This is a genomic window from Synechococcus sp. RS9909, from assembly GCF_014279595.1.
Lineage (GTDB): Bacteria > Cyanobacteriota > Cyanobacteriia > PCC-6307 > Cyanobiaceae > Synechococcus_C.
The window spans coordinates 1,577,115-1,597,654 of the sequence record NZ_CP047943.1; the positions used below are offsets into that span (position 1 = coordinate 1,577,115).

General features: G+C 63.3%; 23 protein-coding genes. 11 read left to right on the top strand and 12 right to left on the bottom strand.

Going from position 1 to position 20,540, the window contains the following annotated elements:
• Positions 1-61: 61 nt before the first annotated feature.
• A complete protein-coding gene (locus SynRS9909_RS14010; protein ID WP_038001290.1) occupies positions 62-1,063 on the bottom strand; it encodes an HIT domain-containing protein in 1,002 nt (333 codons plus the stop codon).
• Positions 1,064-1,361: 298 nt separating this feature from the next.
• Here SynRS9909_RS14010 and SynRS9909_RS08065 point away from each other — a divergent pair, with 298 nt between their 5' ends.
• From SynRS9909_RS08065 to SynRS9909_RS08075, 3 genes are all read left to right on the top strand, one after another.
• Entirely contained in the window at positions 1,362-1,619 is a 258-nt protein-coding gene (locus tag SynRS9909_RS08065; protein WP_007102269.1) for a type II toxin-antitoxin system Phd/YefM family antitoxin, read from the top strand.
• Positions 1,620-1,728: 109 nt separating this feature from the next.
• On the top strand, positions 1,729-2,001 hold the full coding sequence (locus tag SynRS9909_RS08070) for a DUF1778 domain-containing protein (protein WP_007102268.1): 273 nt from the start codon (positions 1,729-1,731) through the stop codon (positions 1,999-2,001).
• The gene (locus SynRS9909_RS08075) at positions 2,001-2,510 is read left to right on the top strand and encodes a GNAT family N-acetyltransferase (protein WP_038001288.1); all 510 of its coding nucleotides are present in this window, start codon (positions 2,001-2,003) and stop codon (positions 2,508-2,510) included. Before SynRS9909_RS08070 ends, SynRS9909_RS08075 begins: the two co-directional genes overlap by 1 nt.
• 266 nt (positions 2,511-2,776) lie before the next feature.
• Here SynRS9909_RS08075 and SynRS9909_RS08080 read toward each other — a convergent pair whose 3' ends face one another.
• Positions 2,777-3,163 (bottom strand): hypothetical protein, encoded by a 387-nt coding sequence (locus tag SynRS9909_RS08080; protein ID WP_038001960.1) that lies wholly within the window; start codon positions 3,161-3,163, stop codon positions 2,777-2,779.
• Between the two features lie 90 nt (positions 3,164-3,253).
• On the opposite strand from SynRS9909_RS08080, the gene SynRS9909_RS08085 reads away from it, so the two are divergent.
• From SynRS9909_RS08085 to SynRS9909_RS08095, 3 genes are read left to right on the top strand one after another with little or no spacing between them, the layout of a single operon-like run.
• Positions 3,254-3,697, top strand: coding sequence for a LexA family transcriptional regulator (locus SynRS9909_RS08085; protein WP_007102264.1), 444 nt, complete (start codon positions 3,254-3,256; stop codon positions 3,695-3,697).
• A gap of 19 nt (positions 3,698-3,716) precedes the next feature.
• Complete coding sequence (locus SynRS9909_RS08090) at positions 3,717-4,991, top strand: Y-family DNA polymerase (RefSeq protein WP_007102263.1); 1,275 nt, start codon at positions 3,717-3,719, stop codon at positions 4,989-4,991.
• A 37-nt stretch (positions 4,992-5,028) separates the two neighbouring features.
• Positions 5,029-6,153: a choloylglycine hydrolase family protein gene (locus SynRS9909_RS08095; protein WP_007102262.1), complete on the top strand. Its 1,125-nt coding sequence runs from the start codon at positions 5,029-5,031 to the stop codon at positions 6,151-6,153.
• A gap of 7 nt (positions 6,154-6,160) precedes the next feature.
• Here SynRS9909_RS08095 and SynRS9909_RS08100 read toward each other — a convergent pair whose 3' ends face one another.
• Genes SynRS9909_RS08100 through SynRS9909_RS14015 form a run of 3 tightly spaced genes read right to left on the bottom strand, consistent with a single transcriptional unit; the run spans position 6,161 to position 6,969 of the window.
• Positions 6,161-6,457, bottom strand: coding sequence for a hypothetical protein (locus tag SynRS9909_RS08100; protein ID WP_007102261.1), 297 nt, complete (start codon positions 6,455-6,457; stop codon positions 6,161-6,163).
• Between the two features lie 4 nt (positions 6,458-6,461).
• Positions 6,462-6,719, bottom strand: a complete 258-nt coding sequence (locus SynRS9909_RS08105) for a hypothetical protein (RefSeq protein WP_007102260.1) — start codon at positions 6,717-6,719, stop codon at positions 6,462-6,464.
• Positions 6,712-6,969, bottom strand: coding sequence for a hypothetical protein (locus SynRS9909_RS14015; protein WP_007102259.1), 258 nt, complete (start codon positions 6,967-6,969; stop codon positions 6,712-6,714). The genes SynRS9909_RS08105 and SynRS9909_RS14015 overlap by 8 nt, the downstream gene beginning before the upstream one ends.
• Before the next feature lie 63 nt (positions 6,970-7,032).
• On the opposite strand from SynRS9909_RS14015, the gene SynRS9909_RS08115 reads away from it, so the two are divergent.
• A complete protein-coding gene (locus SynRS9909_RS08115; RefSeq protein WP_071933965.1) occupies positions 7,033-8,154 on the top strand; it encodes an NAD(P)/FAD-dependent oxidoreductase in 1,122 nt (373 codons plus the stop codon).
• An 8-nt stretch (positions 8,155-8,162) separates the two neighbouring features.
• Here the strand turns inward: SynRS9909_RS08115 and dnaG are convergent, their stop codons facing one another.
• Positions 8,163-10,253, bottom strand: coding sequence for a DNA primase (gene dnaG / locus SynRS9909_RS08120; protein ID WP_007102258.1), 2,091 nt, complete (start codon positions 10,251-10,253; stop codon positions 8,163-8,165).
• Between dnaG and SynRS9909_RS08125 the strand changes: the two genes are divergently transcribed.
• Positions 10,225-11,247, top strand: a complete 1,023-nt coding sequence (locus tag SynRS9909_RS08125; RefSeq protein WP_370587823.1) for a DMT family transporter — start codon at positions 10,225-10,227, stop codon at positions 11,245-11,247. The two genes, dnaG and SynRS9909_RS08125, sit on opposite strands and share 29 nt — an antisense overlap.
• Here SynRS9909_RS08125 and SynRS9909_RS08130 read toward each other — a convergent pair.
• Positions 11,220-11,717 (bottom strand): hypothetical protein, encoded by a 498-nt coding sequence (locus tag SynRS9909_RS08130; protein WP_007102256.1) that lies wholly within the window; start codon positions 11,715-11,717, stop codon positions 11,220-11,222. The two genes, SynRS9909_RS08125 and SynRS9909_RS08130, sit on opposite strands and share 28 nt — an antisense overlap.
• Positions 11,718-11,739: 22 nt before the next feature.
• Here SynRS9909_RS08130 and ruvA point away from each other — a divergent pair, with 22 nt between their 5' ends.
• From ruvA to SynRS9909_RS08145, 3 genes are read left to right on the top strand one after another with little or no spacing between them, the layout of a single operon-like run.
• A complete protein-coding gene (gene ruvA, locus SynRS9909_RS08135; protein WP_007102255.1) occupies positions 11,740-12,390 on the top strand; it encodes a Holliday junction branch migration protein RuvA in 651 nt (216 codons plus the stop codon).
• Between the two features lie 58 nt (positions 12,391-12,448).
• A complete protein-coding gene (gene rpsO / locus SynRS9909_RS08140; protein ID WP_007102254.1) occupies positions 12,449-12,718 on the top strand; it encodes a 30S ribosomal protein S15 in 270 nt (89 codons plus the stop codon).
• A 33-nt stretch (positions 12,719-12,751) separates the two neighbouring features.
• Positions 12,752-13,144, top strand: coding sequence for a PAM68 family protein (locus SynRS9909_RS08145; RefSeq protein WP_007102253.1), 393 nt, complete (start codon positions 12,752-12,754; stop codon positions 13,142-13,144).
• Positions 13,145-13,161: 17 nt separating this feature from the next.
• On the opposite strand, the gene SynRS9909_RS08150 is transcribed toward SynRS9909_RS08145, so the two are convergent.
• From SynRS9909_RS08150 to SynRS9909_RS08170, 5 genes are all read right to left on the bottom strand, one after another.
• Positions 13,162-16,683: a DNA polymerase III subunit alpha gene (locus tag SynRS9909_RS08150; RefSeq protein WP_007102252.1), complete on the bottom strand. Its 3,522-nt coding sequence runs from the start codon at positions 16,681-16,683 to the stop codon at positions 13,162-13,164.
• Between the two features lie 88 nt (positions 16,684-16,771).
• Positions 16,772-18,235: an Asp-tRNA(Asn)/Glu-tRNA(Gln) amidotransferase subunit GatA gene (gene gatA, locus SynRS9909_RS08155; RefSeq protein WP_007102251.1), complete on the bottom strand. Its 1,464-nt coding sequence runs from the start codon at positions 18,233-18,235 to the stop codon at positions 16,772-16,774.
• A gap of 30 nt (positions 18,236-18,265) precedes the next feature.
• Entirely contained in the window at positions 18,266-18,514 is a 249-nt protein-coding gene (locus SynRS9909_RS08160; RefSeq protein WP_007102250.1) for a DUF1816 domain-containing protein, read from the bottom strand.
• Between the two features lie 88 nt (positions 18,515-18,602).
• The gene (gene rlmB / locus SynRS9909_RS08165) at positions 18,603-20,117 is read right to left on the bottom strand and encodes a 23S rRNA (guanosine(2251)-2'-O)-methyltransferase RlmB (protein WP_007102249.1); all 1,515 of its coding nucleotides are present in this window, start codon (positions 20,115-20,117) and stop codon (positions 18,603-18,605) included.
• Positions 20,118-20,129: 12 nt separating this feature from the next.
• Positions 20,130-20,540: a ribonuclease III domain-containing protein gene (locus SynRS9909_RS08170; protein ID WP_007102248.1), complete on the bottom strand. Its 411-nt coding sequence runs from the start codon at positions 20,538-20,540 to the stop codon at positions 20,130-20,132.

Below are 20,540 nucleotides of genomic sequence, written 5' to 3' on the forward strand. Positions count from 1 at the left end.
GCAGCTGGGTACAGATGAGCTTCAGGATTGAGGACTGGATTAATGGAACGCTGATCTGACATCAATACCTCTGCCTCTGCGAAATCACCCCCCTCACACCACCCCGCGGGTCAGGCATGTCGCCCTTGCGCCTCGGGATCAGATGCCAGTGGGCATGCATCACCGTCTGCCCCGCCGACTCACCACTGTTCAGGCCGATGTTGAAACCGCTGATGGAGGCATCCGCCAGCTCAAGATCCTGCCGCCGCTGCTTGAGGAGTGCAGTGACGGCATTCCACTCGGGCTGATGCAGCTCCATCCCATCCGCCACATGCCGGCAGGGGATCACCAGGCTGTGGCCTTCGGTGACGGGGTAGGCATCGGCGATGCAGACCGCCAGTTCGTTCCTGAGAAGCACCCGGTCTGAAGTCTGCAGTTCACAGAAGAGGCATCCCTCCTGCCTGTGGCCGTAGCTCTGCAGAACCCCGCGGAAGTCGGTGCTGTCGCTGTCCCGCTTGCCGGCGTTGCAACGGAAGCAGAGCGCCTGGAAGTTGGAGATGTCATCGGAACCACCGTGGTTCTTCGGGATGATGTGATCCACCTCCAGCGCCGCCTGGTGCTCATGGGCACCGCAGCATTCACAGCGGCCCTTCGCGCGGGTGAACACCCGATAGCGGATCGATCCGCTGATGGCCGTGCGATGGCGTGAGCGATGGGCGAAAACCTCGTCGCCGCGCTTCAGACGAAAGGCATCGAGCTTCTCCCGACAGAGCTGCAGCAGTGCATCCCGCTCGATCTCGCTGAGGTCGTCCACGCCGATCAGGCTGTAGACGCCTCCGGCATGGGACGTGATGCCGTTGGAGGTCATCACCCGCCCCACCATCCGTTTCACACGTTCGGTGTAGTACTCGATCTGGGAGCTGTCCTCGCCGAGGATCCGCCGGGCGATGTCTTCTGCGGGTGCAGGGCTGCTTCTTCCGAGCAGCTCCATCAGCATCAGTGGCTGATAGATGTACGACATGCGCATCCGCCGATTGATGTACTCGGCGAGTCGGTCGTAGGCACTTGATCGAGCAGGCTCCATCGTCAGCAGCAGCCGTTCTGAACCTGAAAGGAATCACCCATTGCGCCATCTTAATCAGTGATTGATTCCGCTAATGGGCCGATCGACCAAATTGGCAAATCCTGCCGTTCAGATGCACTCCACAAAGTTGCAGCATTGATGGCCAATCTTTTGTTCTCACCATTGCCGCCCTTGGCGCCATATGAGTTATCATGAATGACCTTGATTCGACAAAACCTGCATCAACTCCGAAATCAGACCTATTGTGGTCGCATCGGCGGAGCGAGGCATAGCAGAAGCAGTCACAAGCCAGGTTGCGGTGCGGGACCTCAAGACCCACCTCTCCGAATGGCTCGGCCGGGTGCAGGCCGGTGAGGTGGTGGAAGTGACTTCACACCGCAAACCGATCGCCCGGATCATGACCGTGAAGCAAGCGGACTCAGAGATCAGCAGCCCGATGCAAAAGGCGATTGATGCTGGTGTGATCAGCTGGAGCGGTCAGAAGCCCAATCAGAGCAGCTGCGGCAGAACAGCACCACAGTTGATGCCATCGGGGTCTGCCCTCCAGCGTGTTTGACGACAATTAGGTAGGTGGCCGCCTACGTCGTTGACGCCGGGCAGCTTGAACGCTGCATAGACGACGTCTACCTGCTTAGGTAGGATCAGTTGTGATCGATTAGCTGGATATGGCTGCGACTCCTCGCCTCAGCTGGAACCTGCGGGTGTCACCCGGGGATCAAGACCTGATCGATCGAGCTGTGCGGGCTTCGGGGCTCACCCGAACCGACTTTGTGCTGCAGGCGGCGCGGGCTGCAGCACAGAACCTTCTCGTGGAGCAGACCTGGTCTGTCTTGGAGCCCCAGGCCTTTGAGACCTTCCGCCGCCAGCTCGATGCCCCTGCTGGTCCGAATGAGCGGCTGCAGCGCACGATGGCCGCATCCAGGCCCTGGAAGGCCTGATGGGGCTGCAAGCGCCGCAGCCTCTTGACGATCACCACGTCATGAAGGGGTTCGACTGCGGTGACCACACACTCAACCAGTGGCTGCAGCAGCGCGCCCTGGCCAATCAGCGCAGCGGCGCGACCCGCACAGTTGTGGTGTGTGACGCCGACCACGCGGTGAAGGCCTACGTCGCTCTGGCCTCAGGTGCTGTGGCGGTTGCCGCAAGCCCTGGCAGCTTTCGCCGCAACATGCCCGACCCGATCCCAGTGGTCGTTCTCGCTCGCCTGGCGGTCTGCCGCAGTGTGCAGGGGCAGGGCATCGCACGGGCCTTGCTGGCCGATGCCTTCGAGCGCGTACTCCTGACCAGTCAACAGATCGGCGTGCGGGGCATCGTGGTGCACGCTGCGGCAGCAGCAGCGCGAACCTTCTATCTCCACATGGGCTTCGACTCATCCCCCAGCGATCCGAGCCTGTTGCTCCTTCGGCTGAGCGATGTAGCCGCAGCCTTGGAAGCCTCAGCAAAATGAACCACCCAGTCATTCGCTCTAGGGTGACTAACGTGCGGCCTTCATACCGCGATTTCCTCGTAGAACATCGGCAGCGCATCGCGGAGCGGTTGAACATGGTTCTCGCGGCCCAGCAAGGCGCAGATCGCTTCGCGATCGAGCGGGGTCTCCAAGCTGCAGGTGAAGCTCTAGGGGTTGTGGTCATGGCTGCACCTCCTAACTTCAGGATGCCTTGACCAGGTCAGCGAGCACCATCCTGGCTTGCCGAGACTGCGCGGTCAGCCCGCTCACCACTCCGTCAACGTCAGCGGCTGGAACTTGTCGACGCTCAGGGTCCAGCCGCGCCCGGCCATGGCCCGAAGGCCGGCCTGGAAGGCCGAAGCATCCCCCGTGTTCAGCCAGGCGGCTTTCAGGGCCGGGAGATCCTCCGGTAACCGCTCCATCGGCAGCTCCACCAGCAACAGGCTGTCCACGCCGCAGGCGCGGCGGAGCGGTCCGTCATCACTGCGCTGCCACACCCGCAGCAACAGCTCCAGCGCCAGGGCATGGGCCACGTCCACGGGCTTCTCTGAAGCAGCAGCCTCGGCCGTGAGCGAACGACCGGCCAGAGGCAACGCCCGTCGCCCCTCCTGATCGATCAGGGCCAGAGCGACGAGATAGGGAGCCTCAGCCATCGGAAACGCGCCAGTGGGCGCATCCTCACCGATCACCCACGCCATCACTTCAGAACATCTGTACTATTGCAGTGCGTCGGATGGTCTCCCGTGGCGGTCGATCGCTGCTCTCTTCAGGCCGCGCTGCCCCTGCGGGCCCAGCGCCAGCCCCTGCTGCTGCCTCTGGCGGGCGAACGTGTCGCGGCGGGGTTCCCCTCACCCGCCGACGACTACGTGGAGGTGGGGATCGACCTCAATGAGCAGCTGATCCGCCATCCCCTCAGCACCTTCTTCCTGCGGGTGAGCGGTGAGTCGATGCTCGGCGCCGGCATCCACGACGGCGACCTGCTGGTGGTGGACCGCAGCCTCGAACCCAGACCCGGCCGGGTGGTGGTGGCCGTGCTCGATGGCGCCTTCACCCTTAAACGCCTGGCCCGCCATCGCGGCCAGCTGCGTCTGGAAGCGGCCCATCCCGACTATCCGCCACTGGAGCTGCACCGCTGCGGTGATGTGCAGATCTGGGGCGTGGCGATCCATGTGATTCACCCGCTCTGAATCCTCAGAACGCAGCGCCATGCCTGCCGCCACGGCCCTGATTGATGCCAACAATTTCTATGCCTCCTGCGAGCAGAGCCTCGATCCCTCCCTGATCGGCCGACCGGTGGTGGTGCTCTCCAACAACGACGGCTGCATCGTTGCCCGCAGCGCCGAAGCCCGGGCCATGGGCATCGCCATGGGCACGCCATTCTTCAAGGCGAAACGGGACCTGGAACGCCATGGCGTGGTGGTGCGCAGCTCCAACTACGCCCTCTACGCCGACATGAGCCAGCGGCTGATGAGCCTGTTGGAGCGGGAGGTGGAGGAGCTCGAGATCTATTCGATCGACGAGGCCTTCGCCTGCGTACGCCGGCCGGCCGGCGGCGACCTGCTGCCCTGGGGCCGGCGCTTGCGCGCCCTCACCCGGCGCGACCTGGGGCTGCCGATCGCCATCGGTCTGGGCGCCAGCAAGGGGCAGGCCAAACTCGCCAACCGCCTGGCCAAGGTGGTGCCGGCCCATGCCGGCCTGTTCGACCTGACGCGGTGCAGCGACCCCGACCACTGGCTGGAAACGATCGCGATCGAGGATGTGTGGGGAATCGGCCGCCAATTGGCCCACTGGTGTCGGGCGCGGGGGGTGACCCACGCCCGGGCACTGCGCGACATGCCCAGCGGCGTCCTGCGGGCCAAAGCGGGGGTGGTGGGCATGCGGCTGCAGCGAGAGCTGCAGGGTCACAGCTGCCTGCCGCTGGAGCTGACGCCCGCACCGAAGCGGGAAACCTGTGTGAGCCGCAGCTTCAGCCGACCCATCACCAGCCTGGAGGAGCTGCGCGAAGCGGTGGCCACCTACGTGGTGCGCGCCGCCGAAAAATTACGCCAGCAGCATCAGCGCGCCGCCGCCCTCAGCGTCTACACCCGCACCAGTCCGTTCGTCCCCGATTTCTACAGCAACACCGCCAGCACCCGTCTGGACCTGCCCAGCAACGACACCCAGGCCCTGCTCAACGCCGCTTTACCGCTGGTGGAGCGGATCTTTCAGCCGCACCGCCAGCTCGCCAAAGCCGGCGTGTTGATGCAGCACCTGCAAAGCACCGACCAGCTGCAACATCATCTGCTGGTGCCCTGCAGCGCCGCCGAGCAACAGCGGCGCGAGACGCTGATGGCCACGATCGATCGGCTCAACCGACGCTACGGGCGCGGCACCGTGCAGTGGGCCGCCTGTGGCCTGGATCCGAGCTGGGCGATGCGGCGGGAACGGCTGGGCCGGGCCGCCACGACCCGGCTGCGTGATGTGCCGATCGTGCAGGCCTGAGCCACGATGTAAGGCAGCGCACAATCCAGAGATCAGCATGAACGGACTGCTCAGAACGCTGGCCACAGCCCTGGCGGGGGTGGGACTGCTCGGAAGCGCGGTGGGGGCGCCGACCCAGGCCTGCACCAGCTTCACCTTGAAGGGCAATGACGGTGGCCATGTGTATGGCCGCACGATGGAATTCGGCCAACCGCTGAACAGCGAGGCGATTCTGATTCAGAGGGGCACGCCGTTGCGCGGCAATGGGCCCAACGGCGGCATCGGCAATGGCCTGGCCTGGACCAGTCGCTACGCGGTGGTGGGCATGAATGCCCTGGGAGTCGATGATGTGGTGCCCGATGGCATGAATGAGAAAGGCCTGGCGGGCGGCCTGCTCTATTTCGCTGGCTATGCGGATTTTCAGACAGTGCCGGCAGGGCAGACGAAGCGATCGATCAACAGCGCCCAACTGCTCACCTATGTGCTGACCAACTTCGCCACCATCGAGGAGGTGAAGCAAGGACTTCCGAAGATCCTGGTGAATGGAGCCGCCGTGAAGGCCTTCGGCGGACCGATGCCTGTCCACATGACGCTGCATGACAGCAGCGGCAAGAGCCTGTCCGTGGAATACATCCAAGGGGAGCTGACCATGATGGACAACCCCACGGGGACCTACACCAACGATCCACCCTTTCCTTATCACCTGGCGACGGCAGGGAATTACGCCAATTTGAGCGCCATGCCACCGGCGGAGATGACGATCAATGGCCTGAAGCTGCCACCCACCAGCACCGGTGGTGGCCTGCACGGCCTGCCCGGAGATTTCCTCTCCACCTCCCGCTTCATTCGCGCCCTGCTGCTCAGCCGCTTTGCACCAACCAATCTCAGCACCCGGCAACAGGTGGGCACCGCCTTCAGGCTATTGGGCCAATTTGACCTGCCACCGGGGAGCATTCTGCTGCCACCGGGTGGGTCTTTCGGCGGTGCCGGATCCACAACCACTTATGAGATCACGGAATGGACCGTGGCAGCGGATCAGAAAAACCTGGTGTATTACATCCAGACTTACGACAATCCCGGCTTACGCAGTCTGAATTTCGACCAGCTGCCCCTCGATGGTGGAACGATCAAAGTGATGCCGTTGAATCAACCTCTGGAGGTGACCGTGCTGACTCCCTCCTGAGCCGGGCTCAGATGTGCTGGAGCAGCTGCACAGCCTGCTCGCGCTGGCTGAGCAGCAACACCATCCGCTCGCCGTGGCTGTTGAGACCGGTCTGCTCCCGGAGCAGATCGTTGCTGGCCAGGGCCAGACCGCAGGTTTCACAGAACAGCACCGGCAGGGTGCCGTCATGGCCAGCCATCCCCTGAAGGTCGAGAGCCTGACGCACGGCCCGCTGCGCTCTCTCAAGACCGAGTCGTTCCACCAGAGCTGGCCAGAGGTGGTTGACGGGGGTGCAGCTGGCGAAATCAAACGACGACGCTGTCATCAGATCAGACCGGAAGCTGCTCGATCGCGACCACGATCATCTGCGGTGTGACCGGGATCGTCTCCAGGGCATCCTCGTTATCGAGATAGGCGTCGAAGGAGGCGAAGCGTTCGATCCGAGGCGCCGCACCGTCGGCGGCACAGGCCTCGATCCAGTCATTGTTGTCGGGCTTCACCGCCACGTAGGCCTGAAGGGCTTCCTGCAGGTCGCCGCCATCGCCGATGCCCTCCCCGTGCCAGATCGCTTCAAAGAATTCAGACATGACCCGTGGGAAACAGACGACGGTTGCGGTTGGCGATCGCCACCAACGACAGCATGACCGGAACTTCCACCAGCAGCAGGGCGGCAATCGGCGCGAAGGCGAACACCATCGCCGAGCTCGGCAGGTTGATCCCAGCCACCTCCAGGGAGGCGATCGCCTCCGGCCATGCGGGCACAGCCGCCCCGAGGGCGAGACCAGCAAGGATCGCCAAAGCCACCCACCCACTGAGAAACCGCTCAAAGATGCCCATCAAATCTCGAAAGTGTGTCGTCATTGTCGATGACACCGTGCGCCGCCATGCAGCCAAGCAACCTTGCACATCCATCTACATACAATCCACGAGCGTGGAAAGCGGCGCGGTTTCGCTCAGAACCAGACCAACATGCCTCTAAGACAAGACCAGACTCAAGAACTCAAAATTGATGTTTTGATCGTGGGGCTTGGACCAGCGGGCACCGCCTGCGGCCTGGAACTCAACGCAACAGGCATCAAGGCACTTGGTATCGACCGAAGTCACTTTCCTCGCGACAAGATTTGCGGTGATGCACTTCCCACAGAAGCACAACTCGAGATCAACAAGCTCGGACTGGATCAGTCTTGCCCTGAAATAAGGACAACATCAAGATTTGCGCAATGGAGCCATAAGGGGAGCCCATACTATCAACGCCGCTTTCATACACAAGCGCCCATCTTTCAAGCTATTCGACGATACGATCTTGATGATTGGCTCGTCAGCCAATGCGCCGGCAGAGGCCTCTGGATGAAATTCGGATGGAAAGTGCAATTGATTCAACGCGACAAGCTGAATAACACGTGGATCGCCAGCGGATCAATACACTCAAAAAAAGGCATACGGACCGGCTCTTTCTCGATTCATACCCGCTGCATCGTTGGCTGTGACGGAGTCGGCTCCATTGTAAGGCGCGCAACAGAACGAACCAAAGAAACAAAAACGATTGTCCTGGCATCGAGATGCTATCGACCAGTCGATCCCAGAAGGGATCAACATCAGTCGAGCATTGCTTTTCGGTGGCCAGGAACGGGGGCATACTCCTGGCGCTTCGCAGTGCCGGGTGGACACAACTGCGGCGTGGCTTGGCTCTGCCAGTCGGATCAACCAACAATCTCAGGAAAAGCCATCGTTGAACTCACTCGAACGCTCGAGCCAGGCTGCGGAGACGTCCGCACCATGGGGCTCCCTATCCTTCAATCCATCCCTTCGATCGATGGCGATGAAGGGATTTTTCTTTGCGGAGACGCCGCCTGTTTAGTCGATCCACTGCTGGGCCATGGAATCGATCGTGCCATGAAAAGCGGAAAGCTCGCTGGCAAGCTCATAAAGGAGAGCCTAAAAAAGGACGAACAGCCTGCAGAAACAAGCTTCCGTTATCGAGTGAGCTTAGCGAAGCAATGCAAAGAGTGGCTGAATCGATAGTCGTAAATTCAAGCAACGGGAGGTACAGCACGCGATGATTCCGAATCGGCATGGATAGGAACAGAGGCTGCATACCCGGCGCAGCGCTGTTGATCGAGAAACAACAGATGTTGACGCTCGCTGTAATACAGCTGCTGAAAACGCAAGGCATCCGCATTCAGCGTTTCGAACATCAACTGAATGCGCTGCTCCATGTCGACCGAGGGCTGGGGGTCCTGCTGTTCCTCTTGAATCAAGGCGGCAATGCAGCGTTCCAGCGTTTCCAGCCGTTGGCCACCCCAGGCCTCAAGCAGATGGCGACAGCGCTTGAGACTTTTCTGGCGCTCGAGCATGGCAGCGGTGCCCCGCAGCTGCTGCAACGGCTGCTCCAGGCTGAGTCGCTGCAACTCGCCTGGTTCCAGCAGCGGGGTCAGCCTGGTGACCAGGGCACTGTTCTCCAGCAACAACTGATCGGTGAGCAGTCGCGCCAATTCAAGATCGGCCAGCGCATCGCCAGGATCGTCGCCCCGACTGATCGCTTCCAACCGTCCCGCACCCAGGTTGGTTTCCTCCAGTTCACTGATGGCCGCCCAGAGCAGGCGATGGTGCTGAAGGCCGAAATCCTCCAGCTCCCGCTGGCGCAGCTCGCGCCGGATCTCCGGACGATGGGACGGGCAATGGAGATACAGCATCAACAGCTGGGCCTCACAACGCTCCCGTTGACTCGACTCGCCCGGCTGCTCAAAGCGGGCTGCCCGGCCATGCCAGCGCTCACCCTTCACCTGCTGACGCAGGTCGTCTTCCAACTGCAAGGCCACCCGGCTCTGACCACCGCTGAGGCGTTCCGCCACCTGCTGCAGGTAGTGGGTGCGCAGTGCGGACTGGGGCAATTTGCCCAGCAGTTGCACCATGCCTGACACCGCCTGCTGGAACTGGTCGGCCCGATCCAGATCACGCCCCTCCAGCACCTGCTCGATCTGCCAATCGAGCCAGAGCGGCGCCTGATCCAGGAGGGCGCGGTAGTCGCCGGCGCCATGATCCTGGAGAAATTCATCCGGATCCTTGCCCGAGGGCAGGTGGAGAACCCGCAATTCGAGTTGCCCCTGAAGCGCCAGCTGCTCCACCTCACCGATCGCTCGGTTGGCGGCACGCACACCGGCGCGATCGGCATCAAAATTCAGGATGATGCGTTTGCTGTCTGTGCAACGGCAGAGCTGGGTGATCTGCTGACCGCTGAGCGCCGTGCCCAGAGACGCCACCGCATTGGTGATGCCGGCAGCGTGGAGGGCGATGACATCGAAATATCCCTCCACAACCACAGCGCGATCGGCTTTGCGAATCGCGTTGGCGGCCCGATCCAATCCAAACAGGTGCTTGCCTTTTTCAAACACCTCCGTTTCCGGTGAATTGAGATATTTCGGTTCGCTGCCATCGAGGCTGCGCCCACCGAAACCGATCACCCGGCCCTGGCGGTCGTGGATCGGCACGATCACCCGATGGCGAAACCGGTCATAAAAGCCATTCCCCCCCTTGCGCGGCACCACCAGCCCCGCCGCTTCGAGCAGTTCAGGGGCCAGTCCCTCCACCTGCTGGAGATGCTTGAGCAGACCATCCCACTGATCCGGGGCATACCCGAGACCGAACTGCTCCAGCGTCGCCTCCCGCAGCCCCCGTTTCTCCTTCAGATAGCCGAGGGCCTCAGTGCCGCCGGCGCTTTTCAACTGGCTGCGAAACCAGCCGGCTGCCAAGGCGAGAGCCCGCTGCAACGTCTCACGACGGGACAGTTGCTGCCGCAGGCGCTCCTGCTGGGGGCCCTCGACGGTTTCAACCGGCAGCTGATACTTGCGCGCCAGCTCCAGCACCACGTCACTGAAGCTGCGGCGCTGCAGCTCCATCAAAAACTTGATCGCATTGCCGCCGGCACCGCAGGAGAAGCAGTAATAGAACTGCTTGGCCGGGGACACCGTCATGGACGGCTTGCTGTCGTCGTGGAAGGGGCAGATCCCCACGAACTCCCTGCCCTTCTTCTTGAGCACCACGTGCTCGCCGACGACATCGACGATGTCGGCCCGTTCCTTGACGGCGTCAATCGTGCGCGGGTGGAGCCTGGGCATCGCCATCACCGCATTCTGCGAGACCCGGAGCCGGGTGGCATGGTTGACAGGCGATCAGCGCTGGATGGGGATGGCGAGCCTGCTCAAGGCCCTGCGTGGTCGACAGTCGGAGGCGGAATGGCGGGCCTGCGGACTGCTGCTGGCCTGTGCCCTGGCGTTCAGCCTGATGACCGTGTGCGTGAAGCATCTCGGCGGACGGCTGCCGGTGGCGGAGATCGTGCTGGTGCGTTCCGTGATCAGCCTGGCGATCACCCTCGCCATGCTCCGGCAAGCCCAGATCTCGCCCTGGGGACAGCAACGCCCCCTGCTGATGCTCAGAGGAGCCCTCGGCACCGGCGCCCTGCTGCTGTTCTTCGAAGCGCTGGCACGGCTGCCCCTGGCCGCCGCCACCCTGATCCAATACACCTATCCGACCCTCACGGCGCTGACCGCCTGGTTGCTGCTCGGGGAACCCCTCCGCAAGCGCATCGGCCTCGCCGTGCTGCTCGGCTGGCTGGGGGTGACCCTGGTGGTGCAGCCCGAATGGATGGGAGAAACGGTGCGGAACCTGCCGCTGCTGGCGGTGCTGATCGGCCTGGGAGGGGCCCTGCTCACCGCCCTGGCCTATGTGAGTGTGCGCCGCCTGTCGGTGCGGGAACACCCGCTGGTGATCGTGTTCTATTTCCCGTTCATCTCGGTGCCGGTGACCCTGCCAATGCTGTGGGGGCAGGGCGTCTGGCCCACCCTCACCGAATGGTTCTGGCTGATCGGCGTGGGGTTGTTCACCCAGCTGGGTCAGGTGTGGCTCACGGAGGGACTGGCGGTGCTCCCCGCCGCCAGGGCGACCTCAATCAATTACGTGCAGGTGGCCTTCGCCACCCTCTGGGGTGTGTTGTGGTTCGCCGAACCGATCACGGGCACGGTGGTGATCGGGGCCGGCTGCGTGCTGGCCGCCACCCTGATCAGCCTGAGCGCGAGGCAGCCGCGCAGCCTTCAGGAAGGATCGAGCGGCAAGGGGTAGGTGACCCATTCCTGCGTGAGGCCATCGGACGATCCCACCGGCTGGGCCAGCCTCCAGCTCTCGCCCCGCTCCCCTTGTTCCAGGAAGAGCTCGAAGGGACTGTCGACCCGCACCCGATCACCGGGCAATCGCCAGTCGAACCGACCGGTGAGATGAACGCCGCGGTGCTCGCCCAGGCGAATGCTCTCCTGGTCTTCCAACCGCACCCGGCTCACATCCGGATCCCCGGCGACATCGAGGTCGAGGGACTGGGCGATCGCGGATTGGGTGAGCTGAATCTGCAGACCGAGGGCGCTGAGCAGCACGGAGCGGGGCGGCTGGGAGCCACTGCCGCAGGCGCTGAGACCGAAGAGAAGACACACACTCAGAAGCAGACCGAGCGATCGTTTCAGCAGCACTGCCCTGGTGCGAGCCCAGGTGCAACTCAGCACGGAGACCCCCTGGGTGAACGGCGTCGGGTCGGGCAGCATGGGCGCAGGCGGGAACATCCCCATGATCGGCTGGCTGCAAGGGGATCGCATCGACACCTGGGAGCAGGGAAGCCGGCGGGGATGGCTGATCGCCTGTGCCGGCGTGGGCTACGAGGTGCAACTATCGGAACGGCACATGGCCGATCCAGAACAGCAACGCCAGGTGACCCTCTGGATCCACCAGGTGCAGAAGGAGGATGGCAGCAGTCTTTTCGGCTTTCCGGAACGGCGTGAACGCGATCTGTTTCGTCAGCTGATCAGCGTGAACGGTGTGGGACCGCAGGTGGGGTTGGCGTTGCTGGCGTGCTGGCGTGCTGATGAGCTGGTGGACGCGATCCTGGATGGTGATGTGCGCCGCCTGAGCCAGGCGCAGGGGGTGGGGAAGCGCACGGCCGAGCGTTTGGCCGTGGAATTGCGCGATCGCCTCGCCGCCGGTCGCCACCAGATGGACGCGCCACTCTCCCTGGTGGACCGCCAGGACCTGCACGCCCTGCCGATTGCGGCCGACCCCCTGCAGGACCTGCAGCTCACCCTGACCAGCCTCGGTTATGAGGATCTGGAGATCCGTCGTGCCCTCAAGGCGGTGGCGACCGGCGCCACCAGCCCTGCCGCAACGGACGGGGAGGCCTGGCTGCGGGAATGCCTGCGCTGGCTCAGTCGGGAGGCGAGCTGACGAGGGGCCGTCGAGGAGGTAAATTGGTTGTTTGCACTGTCAGGGCCAGACGCCGCGCATGTCGCTCGATACCACCGAAAAGCAGCAACTGATCAACACCCATCAGACACACGCCACCGACACCGGATCGGCGGAAGTGCAGGTGGCGATGCTGACCGAGCGAATCTCCAAGCTCAGCAGCCATCTCCAGCAGAACATCCACGACTTCTCGTCCCGGCAGGGCCTGCTGAAAATGATCGGACGCCGCAAGCGCCTGCTCGGCTATGTGCGCGGCAAGAGCGAGGAGCGCTACACCAGCCTGATCGCCAAACTGGGCATCCGCGGCTGATCCGCCGCGGTTCCGCCTCGCTCTCCTGCCTTGATGGCTGATCCACGCCGCCCCCTTCCTTTCGAACCTCGTCGAGCCCCTGCCGCTGGAAGGTCCAGCGGCAGGGGCTCGAACACGGAGGCGATTCCCAAGCATGTGGCCAATCGGATGGCGCGCCGGGTGGCGATCGCGACGGGTGTGCCCTCTGTGTTGGGCATGGCCGTGTTTGTGATCAGCTACTGGCTCGTGAGTCGAGGCATTCTCGAGATTCCCCCCGGTGTGACCCTGCTCGCGTCCGGAGGCTGCTTTCTGCTGGGGCTGGTGGGGTTGAGTTTCGGTGTGCTCTCCGCCAGCTGGGAACCCGAGGCCGGAAGCCTGCTGGGGCTGGAGAACATCAAGCCCAATCTTCAACGCATGCGCAGCTCCATCAAAGCCCAGAAGAGCTGAATCAGCCGAGTGCTGAATCAGCTGAGCAGGGGATCGGTGCAGCGCGCTGTGAAGGCCTTCGCGACCAGATCGCTGGCGGCCAGGGACGCATCGCGCACGCAGAACTGGGGGCCAAAGCGCACGTAACGCACCTGAGGCCCCTGCCGGACGGCCGCCACCACAGGAACCCGCACCCCCAACTCATCCTGCTGCGGCCGGTGCGACTGCAGGCATTCCCGCAGCCGGTGCTGCACCGCTACATCGCTGGCCTGATCGGGATCAAGCTCCACCAGCAACAGACGCAGATCATCGATGGCGCGGCAGTCATCCACGATCAACTGAACCCGCTCATCGCGGCGATCCACCGCAGCCCACACCAACAAACGGGCCTCCACCATCAGGTGATCAGCCAGACGGGCATAACTCTTCGGGAACACCACGGCTTCGCAGCTGCCGGTGAGATCCTCCAGCTGCAGCACGGCCATGCGATCGCCCTTGCGGGTGGTGACCTGACGCAGCTCACTGACCATCGCGATCGCGCTGACCTTGGCCTTGTCGGCCTGTTCCTGCAGGCTTGCCAAACCGATGGGAGCCAACAGCCTGGCCGGTGGCTTGAGCTGCTTGAGTGGATGATCAGACAGGTAGAAGCCCACCAGTTCCTTCTCAAGCCGCAGTTTTTCGGAGGGGTGGTAGTCAGGAACGGGGGCAGCCTTGGGGGCCAGACTGAGATCCGCAGGGCCCGATCCTGCGCTGTCTGCGGCGGACGCCATCAGATCAAACAGATTGCCCTGGCCGCTGTCGCGATCCTTTGCGCGCGACGAAGCCCAATCGAGCAGCAGATCAAGATCGGCGATCAGCTGGGCCCGATTCGCCTCAGGCGCCAGGGCATCCATCGCACCGCAGTGAATCAGGGATTCAAGGCTGCGGCGATTCAGCACCGATGAAGGCAGACGGTCGCAGAGATCGGCCAACGACTGGAACGGACCATCCGCCTCACGGGACGCGATCAGCTGCCGGATCGCACCATCGCCGAGATTGCGCACCGCCGAGAGACCGAACAGGATGCGATCGCCGGTGGGCGTGAAATCGGTGCCCGATGCATTCACGTCCGGTGGCATCACTTCGATGCCCATGGCATTGCAATTGGCGATGTAGCGCTGCACCTTGTCGCTGGCACCGGCATTCACCGTGAGCAGGGCCGCCATGTAGGCCACGGGGTAGTGGGCTTTGAGATAGGCGGTTTGATACGTCACTGCGCCATAGGCCGTGGAGTGACTTTTGTTGAAGCAATACTCCGCAAAGAGCACCATCTGATCAAACAGCTCATCGGCGACCTTGTCATCGACGCCGCGTTCGCTGGCGCCCTTCACGAAAATGCTGCGATGTTTCTGCATCTCCGCCACCTTCTTCTTGCCCATGGCGCGACGCAACAGATCGGCCTCGCCCAGGGAGTAGCCAGCCAAATCCTGAGCGATCTTCATGATCTGCTCCTGATACACCATGATCCCATAGGTCTCCTGAAGGATCGGTTGCAGCGACTGATGGGCGAAATCAATCGCCTCGCGCCCATGCTTGCGGTTGATGAATTTCGGAATCAGGCCGGCATCGAGGGGTCCGGGGCGATAGAGCGCCAGAATGGAAGAAATATCCTCCAGCGACGAGGGCTTCAGATCGCGAACAATTTGCCGCATTCCCGTTGATTCCAACTGGAAGATGCCCTCCAAGTCACCGCGGGCGAGCAGGGCAAACGTGTCGGGATCCTTGGCAGGCAGTTTATCGGGATCAATTCGTTCTCCCAGGCTGGTCTCCACCAGCTCGAGAGTTTTGTCGATCATGGTGAGATTTTTGAGGCCAAGAAAATCCATCTTAAGGAGTCCCATCGACTCCACATCCTCCATGAAATATTGGGTGATCACCTGGCCGTCGTTGTTGCGCTGCAAGGGCACCAGTTCATCCAGTGGATCAGCGGCAATCACCACCCCGGCTGCATGCACACCGAAGGTTTTGTTGGTGCCTTCGATGCGCATGGCCATGTCGACCCAGCGTTTCACCACCGGATCCTTGTCGTATTTATCGCGAAATTCAGGATTCGGAGACTCCTCTCCAATCATCGCCTTGAGCTTGGCGGGCTTACCGCGCACCACCGGAATCAACTTCGCCAGACGATCGGCATCGCCATAGGGGATATCCAGCACCCGCGCCACATCCTTCAACACCGCCTTGGAGGTCATGCGGTTGAAGGTGATGATCTGCGCCACCTTGTCGTCGCCGTAGCGGCGGGTGACGTAGTCGATCACTTCACCACGGCGCTCGATGCAGAAATCCGTGTCGATATCCGGCATCGACTTCCGTTCCGGGTTGAGGAACCGCTCGAACAGCAAGCCATTGCTCACCGGATCGATGTTGGTGATGCCAAGGGCATAGGCCACGAGAGAGCCTGCCGCAGACCCACGGCCCGGTCCCACCGGAATGCCCTGGTCGCGAGCGAAGCGGATGTAGTCCCACACCACCAGAAAGTAGGTGGGGAAACCCATCTGCTCCATGATTCCCAGCTCATAGGTGAGCCGTTCGCCATAGGTGGGGTCGATCACCTCATCGGCACCGAGCTCCAGGCGCTCGCGCAGGCCACACTCCGACACCTCCCGCAGATAACTCACCGGGGTGTGCCCCTCCGGAATGGGGAACCTCGGCATCTGGTAGCGGCCGAGAATGTCGTAATCCTCCACCTTGTCGGCCACCAACGCCGTGGTGGTAATCGCCTCCTGCACCACCTCCGGCGCGAGATGGTCAGCGAACAGTCGCCCCATCTCCTCTTCGCTGCGGATGTATTCCGTGCCGGTGTAGCGCAACCGTTTCTCGTCGCTGATCAGCTTGCCGGTGAGCACGCACAACAGGGCATCATGGGCCTCAACGTCGTGGCGCGTGAGGTAGTGGGCATCGTTGGTGGCGATCAGACCGATGCCCAGCTCCTTGGCGATACGCACGATCTCCACATTGACGATGCGATCTTCGGGTGACCCATGATCCTGAATCTCAAGATAGAAATCATCACCGAACACCTCCTGATACCAACGGGCTACATCCCTGGCCACATCCGGACGACCGCGCAGAATCGCCTGAGGAATCTCACCGCCAAGACAGGCTGTGGCGATGATCAGACCTTCGCTGTATTGCTTGAGTAGATGCTTATCAATGCAGGCCCGCGAAAAGATGCCTTTGCCGCGCATGCCGCGCAGATGACTGAGGCTGGTGAGCTTCACCAGATTGCGGTAGCCGGTGGCATTCTTGGCCAGCACCACCAGGTGGTAACGCCGTTCTTTCTTCTGCTGGGGATCCTCGATCGAGCCGTTGATCACATACATCTCATTGCCGATGATCGGCTTGATGCCTGCGGCTTTGCAGAGTTTGAGCAGCTCGATCGCCCCATACATCACGCCGTGATCGGTGAGGGCCAGCGCCGGCATGCCCAGCTCCTTGCAGCGCTCCACCATCTGGGGCAGCTGGGAGGCGCCATCAAGCAGGCTGTAGTCGCTGTGGTTGTGAAGGGGAACGAATGCCATGCCCCCAGCCTAGGGGGCGGCGCAAGATAGGGCGTCAGGGGCTGACGCCAGACACCAGATCTGGAGCCTCGACCACTCCGGGGCTGGGTCAGCCCGGGATCAGGGCCCCCTCAGGACGATGCTGCATCACGGCCGCCGCCTGTTCGTATTGGTGGGCCACCTGCAGCAACCGGGGCTCTTCGAGCACGTTGCCGATCAGCTGAACACCGATCGGCAGCCCGGCTTCATCAAAGCCACAGGGAACGCTGATCGCCGGCAGGCCGGCGAGATTGGCCGGGATCGTGAGCAGATCGGCCAGATACATCGCCAGAGGGTCATCGGCATGGGCACCGCGACGGAACGATGTGGTGGGAGCCGTGGGCGTCAGCAGCACATCCACCTGGCGGTAGGCCGCATCGAAGTCCTGACGGATCAGAGTGCGCACCTGCTGCGCTTTTTTGTAGTAGGCATCCACATAACCGGCCGAGAGGGCGTAGGTGCCGATCAGGATGCGGCGCTGCACCTCGGCCCCGAAGCCTTCAGCGCGACTGCGGGCCGTCATGCTGGCCAGGCTGTCGGCGTCCTCGGCCCGGTAGCCGTATTTGACGCCGTCGTAGCGAGCGAGATTGGCGGACGCCTCCGAGGGGGCAATCACGTAGTAGGTGGCAATGCCATCGTTGAAGCGAGGGCAGCTCACATCCACCAAGTCGGCGCCGAGGGCCTGCAGCTGCTCCGCTGCGGCCAGCACCGAAGCCTTCACCTCGGGGTCCAGCCCCTCCTGATCAAAGCATTCACGCACCAGACCCACCCGCAGGCCATCGATCGGATCGGCCAACGTGGCGCTGTAGTCGGGCACCGGCGCCCGCAGGCAGGTGGAATCAAGCGGATCCGAACCGGCCATCACCTGGAGCAGGGCGGCGGCATCGGCCACCGTGGAGGTGAACGGACCGACCTGATCGAGGGAGCTGGCAAATGCCACCAAGCCGTAGCGGCTGATCCGCCCGTAGGTGGGTTTCAGGCCCACCACACCGCAGAAGGAGGCGGGCTGACGAATCGAGCCGCCGGTGTCTGAGCCAAGGGCTGCCATGCATTCACCCGCGGCCAGCGCCGCTGCACTGCCCCCGGAACTGCCGCCGGGCACATGCTCCAGATTCCAGGGATTGCCGGTGGGACCAAAGGCGGAGGTCTCGGTGGATCCGCCCATGGCGAATTCATCGAGATTGGTTTTACCGAGCAGCACGGCACCTGAGCGCCAGAGACGCTCGGTGACGGTGGATTCATAGGGAGGCACAAAGTGCTCCAGCATCCGGCTGGCGCAGGTGGTGCGCACCCCCCGGGTGCAGAGGTTGTCTTTGATGGCGAGGGGCACACCGGCCAACGGCGGCAGGCTCTCCCCCGCCTGCCGTGCCGCATCGATCCGATCCGCATCGGCACGAGCCCGCTCCGCCGTCACATCGAGAAAGGCGTGAAGGCTGGGATCCACCGCAGCAATCCGGGCCAGATGATGATCGGTGAGCTCCCGGGAGGACACCTCACCTCGTTCCAGTTGCTGACGCCACTCGGCGATCGCCATCGGCAGGGTTGTGATGCAGTTGCGACGCTATCAGCCGTTGTCTGCGGCAATGGTGAAGGGTTCGCCGCGTCGGCAACGCAGCAGGCTGTGATCGATGGACTGAGGCGATTCAGAGGAGACATCCTCCAGAAAAGCCGGCAGTTCTCGCTCCAGGCTGGTGCGGGTCACAAACGGACCGAACCAGTAGGTGACATCAGGGCCATGGGTCTGAATTCGTGCCCACCAGGCCATGCCGAGGCCGTTGGCAAGGGTGCGCAGCGGCCGGATCAGGGGGCCCATGGAGCGGGTGGCATGTCTCCGTCATTTTGGCCCGATTCCGCGGCGATGGGACCCACCGATCCGAGGAAAACAGCGGATCGGATCCGAATCAGAGCTCGATGCTGCCTTCAAACACCGTTGGCGGCGGCACTGAAGCAGGGTCCTGCTCGCTCCGATTCAGGTCGAGGTACACCGCCTCTGCCGATGGCAGCTCGGGTTGGGGAGCCTCGGGTTGGGGAGCCTCGTCGGAAAGTTCAGACGGCCCAGAGGTCGCCTCCGCTCCAGGCGCCTGAGCGGCGTTGTTGAAGCGAGGGCGCCGGATGGCAGGCGAGGGGGCCTGGCCCCGCAGATCCTTCATCCAGCCGCGGCGGGCAACCTCATAGAGGCACAGCGCCGTGGCCACGGAGGCATTGAGACTCGGGGTGATGCCGCGCAGGGGAATGCGGATCAGTTGATCGCAGTGGCGACGGGTCAACAGGGAGAGGCCATCGCCCTCCGAACCGGTGACCACCACCAGGGGCCCCTCCAGATCAGCCTCGGCCAGGGTCAGATCGCCCTCCTCAGCCAGACCGACCACCCGATAGCCCGCATCCTTCAGGCTTTCGAGGGAACGATTCAGATTCACCACCCGGGCAACGGGAAGGTGCTCCAGCGCTCCAGCCGCCACCTTGGCCACCGATCCGGTCAGACCGGCACTGCGGCGCTGGGGCAGCACCACACCGTGGGCACCAAGAGCCTCAGCGGATCGAACGATCGCCCCCAGGTTGTGGGGATCGGTGAGGCCATCGAGGGCGAGAAGCAGGGGGGGTTCCCCCAGGGAGGCGCACCCTTCGATCAGGGTCGGGAGATCGAGGGTTTCTGCAGCGGCGGTCTGCAGGGCGATGCCCTGGTGCACGGCACCGCCGGTGATCTGGCCCAGCCGAGCCCAGGTGACCTCCTCCACCAGCACTCCGGAGGCCTTGGCCTCCCGCAGCAGGCCCAGGAAGCGGGGTGCACTGCGCATGTCGGAGGTGCACCAGATGCGATGGATCGGCCGTCCAGCCTCCAGCGCTGCCTGGGTGGCGTGGCGCCCCCAGAGCAGATCATCGGCCGGCGGCTCGGCCGCATGGCTGCTGGCCTCAGGCGCAGGCGCAGGCGCAGGCGCAGGAGCAGCCGTGCGCTCCGGTGGGGTCCAGCCGGCACGCTGGGGTCCGCGGCGAGAGTCGGGGCGGGAGCGTTCCGGACGAGAGGACATCGGCTTGCGCTGATCCCGATCAAAGCGACCTGTTCGATCAGAACGGCCGAATCGATCGGAACGGCCGACCCGATCAGAACGGCCCTCTTGATTCCAACGCGGCTCCCGCGGGGAACGCTCATCCCGATTGAAGCGATCGGACCGATCACGCTCCGGGCGACCCCGATCGAAGCGGTCACGACTGGGGCGCTCCCGAAAGGAGCGTTCGCGATCAGGGCGCTCACGATCCGGGCGACCCCGGTCGAAGCGGTCGCGGTGGTCGCGATCCTCGCGGCGGCCATCGCTGGGCGGTCGGTCATCGCCCTGGCCAGCCCCATCGCGGCGGCTGCGGTAAGGACCACTGGAGCGACCCGCTCCTCCTGGCGAACGGCGATCAGAACGGAAGCTCATGGGCAGAACGGTCTATGACAGGGCGTTGTCGGTCTCCTCGAGTCGATCCAAAAGCTCGGCAAGCCGCGCCGGATTCTGCAAAAAGAGCCAGCCCACCATTGTCTCAAATCCCGTGGCCCGGCCATAAATCGACGCCTCACCGCGGCGGGGTCCACGACCGGCGCGATTCCGCCCCCGGCGCACCCAATCCCTCTCCTGGTCGGTGAGCAGTGGATCAAGCCGCTCGAGCAGATCGGCCTGGGCAGCTGCTTTCACCTCCGCCACCACGGCCCGATGCAGGTCATCGGAGCGCCCGGGACGACGGCAGTGGCGCAAGCGCTGATGCAGCTCCCACACCGCATCACCCAGCCAGGCGAGCTGAAGCGGCCCAAGACCATCGGCGATGCCGCCCTGGGTCGCCTGGGCGCGGATCCAGTCGCTCAA

Coding starts and splice junctions, on each gene's coding strand:
- rpsO (WP_007102254.1), top strand. CDS start 12,449: ATGTCGCTCGATACCACCGAAAAGCAGCAACTGATCAACACCCATCAG.
- SynRS9909_RS08160 (WP_007102250.1), bottom strand. CDS start 18,514: ATGGGCCCCCTGATCCGGCCGCTGCGCACCCTTGCCAACGGCCTCGGC.
- SynRS9909_RS08075 (WP_038001288.1), top strand. CDS start 2,001: ATGGGGCTGCAAGCGCCGCAGCCTCTTGACGATCACCACGTCATGAAG.
- SynRS9909_RS14015 (WP_007102259.1), bottom strand. CDS start 6,969: ATGGGCATCTTTGAGCGGTTTCTCAGTGGGTGGGTGGCTTTGGCGATC.
- SynRS9909_RS08095 (WP_007102262.1), top strand. CDS start 5,029: ATGAACGGACTGCTCAGAACGCTGGCCACAGCCCTGGCGGGGGTGGGA.
- gatA (WP_007102251.1), bottom strand. CDS start 18,235: ATGGCGATCGCCGAGTGGCGTCAGCAACTGGAACGAGGTGAGGTGTCC.
- SynRS9909_RS08105 (WP_007102260.1), bottom strand. CDS start 6,719: ATGTCTGAATTCTTTGAAGCGATCTGGCACGGGGAGGGCATCGGCGAT.
- SynRS9909_RS08150 (WP_007102252.1), bottom strand. CDS start 16,683: ATGGCATTCGTTCCCCTTCACAACCACAGCGACTACAGCCTGCTTGAT.
- rlmB (WP_007102249.1), bottom strand. CDS start 20,117: ATGAGCTTCCGTTCTGATCGCCGTTCGCCAGGAGGAGCGGGTCGCTCC.
- SynRS9909_RS08070 (WP_007102268.1), top strand. CDS start 1,729: ATGGCTGCGACTCCTCGCCTCAGCTGGAACCTGCGGGTGTCACCCGGG.
- SynRS9909_RS08100 (WP_007102261.1), bottom strand. CDS start 6,457: ATGACAGCGTCGTCGTTTGATTTCGCCAGCTGCACCCCCGTCAACCAC.
- SynRS9909_RS14010 (WP_038001290.1), bottom strand. CDS start 1,063: ATGGAGCCTGCTCGATCAAGTGCCTACGACCGACTCGCCGAGTACATC.
- dnaG (WP_007102258.1), bottom strand. CDS start 10,253: ATGGCGATGCCCAGGCTCCACCCGCGCACGATTGACGCCGTCAAGGAA.
- SynRS9909_RS08090 (WP_007102263.1), top strand. CDS start 3,717: ATGCCTGCCGCCACGGCCCTGATTGATGCCAACAATTTCTATGCCTCC.
- ruvA (WP_007102255.1), top strand. CDS start 11,740: ATGATCGGCTGGCTGCAAGGGGATCGCATCGACACCTGGGAGCAGGGA.
- SynRS9909_RS08145 (WP_007102253.1), top strand. CDS start 12,752: ATGGCTGATCCACGCCGCCCCCTTCCTTTCGAACCTCGTCGAGCCCCT.
- SynRS9909_RS08080 (WP_038001960.1), bottom strand. CDS start 3,163: ATGGCTGAGGCTCCCTATCTCGTCGCTCTGGCCCTGATCGATCAGGAG.
- SynRS9909_RS08130 (WP_007102256.1), bottom strand. CDS start 11,717: ATGCTGCCCGACCCGACGCCGTTCACCCAGGGGGTCTCCGTGCTGAGT.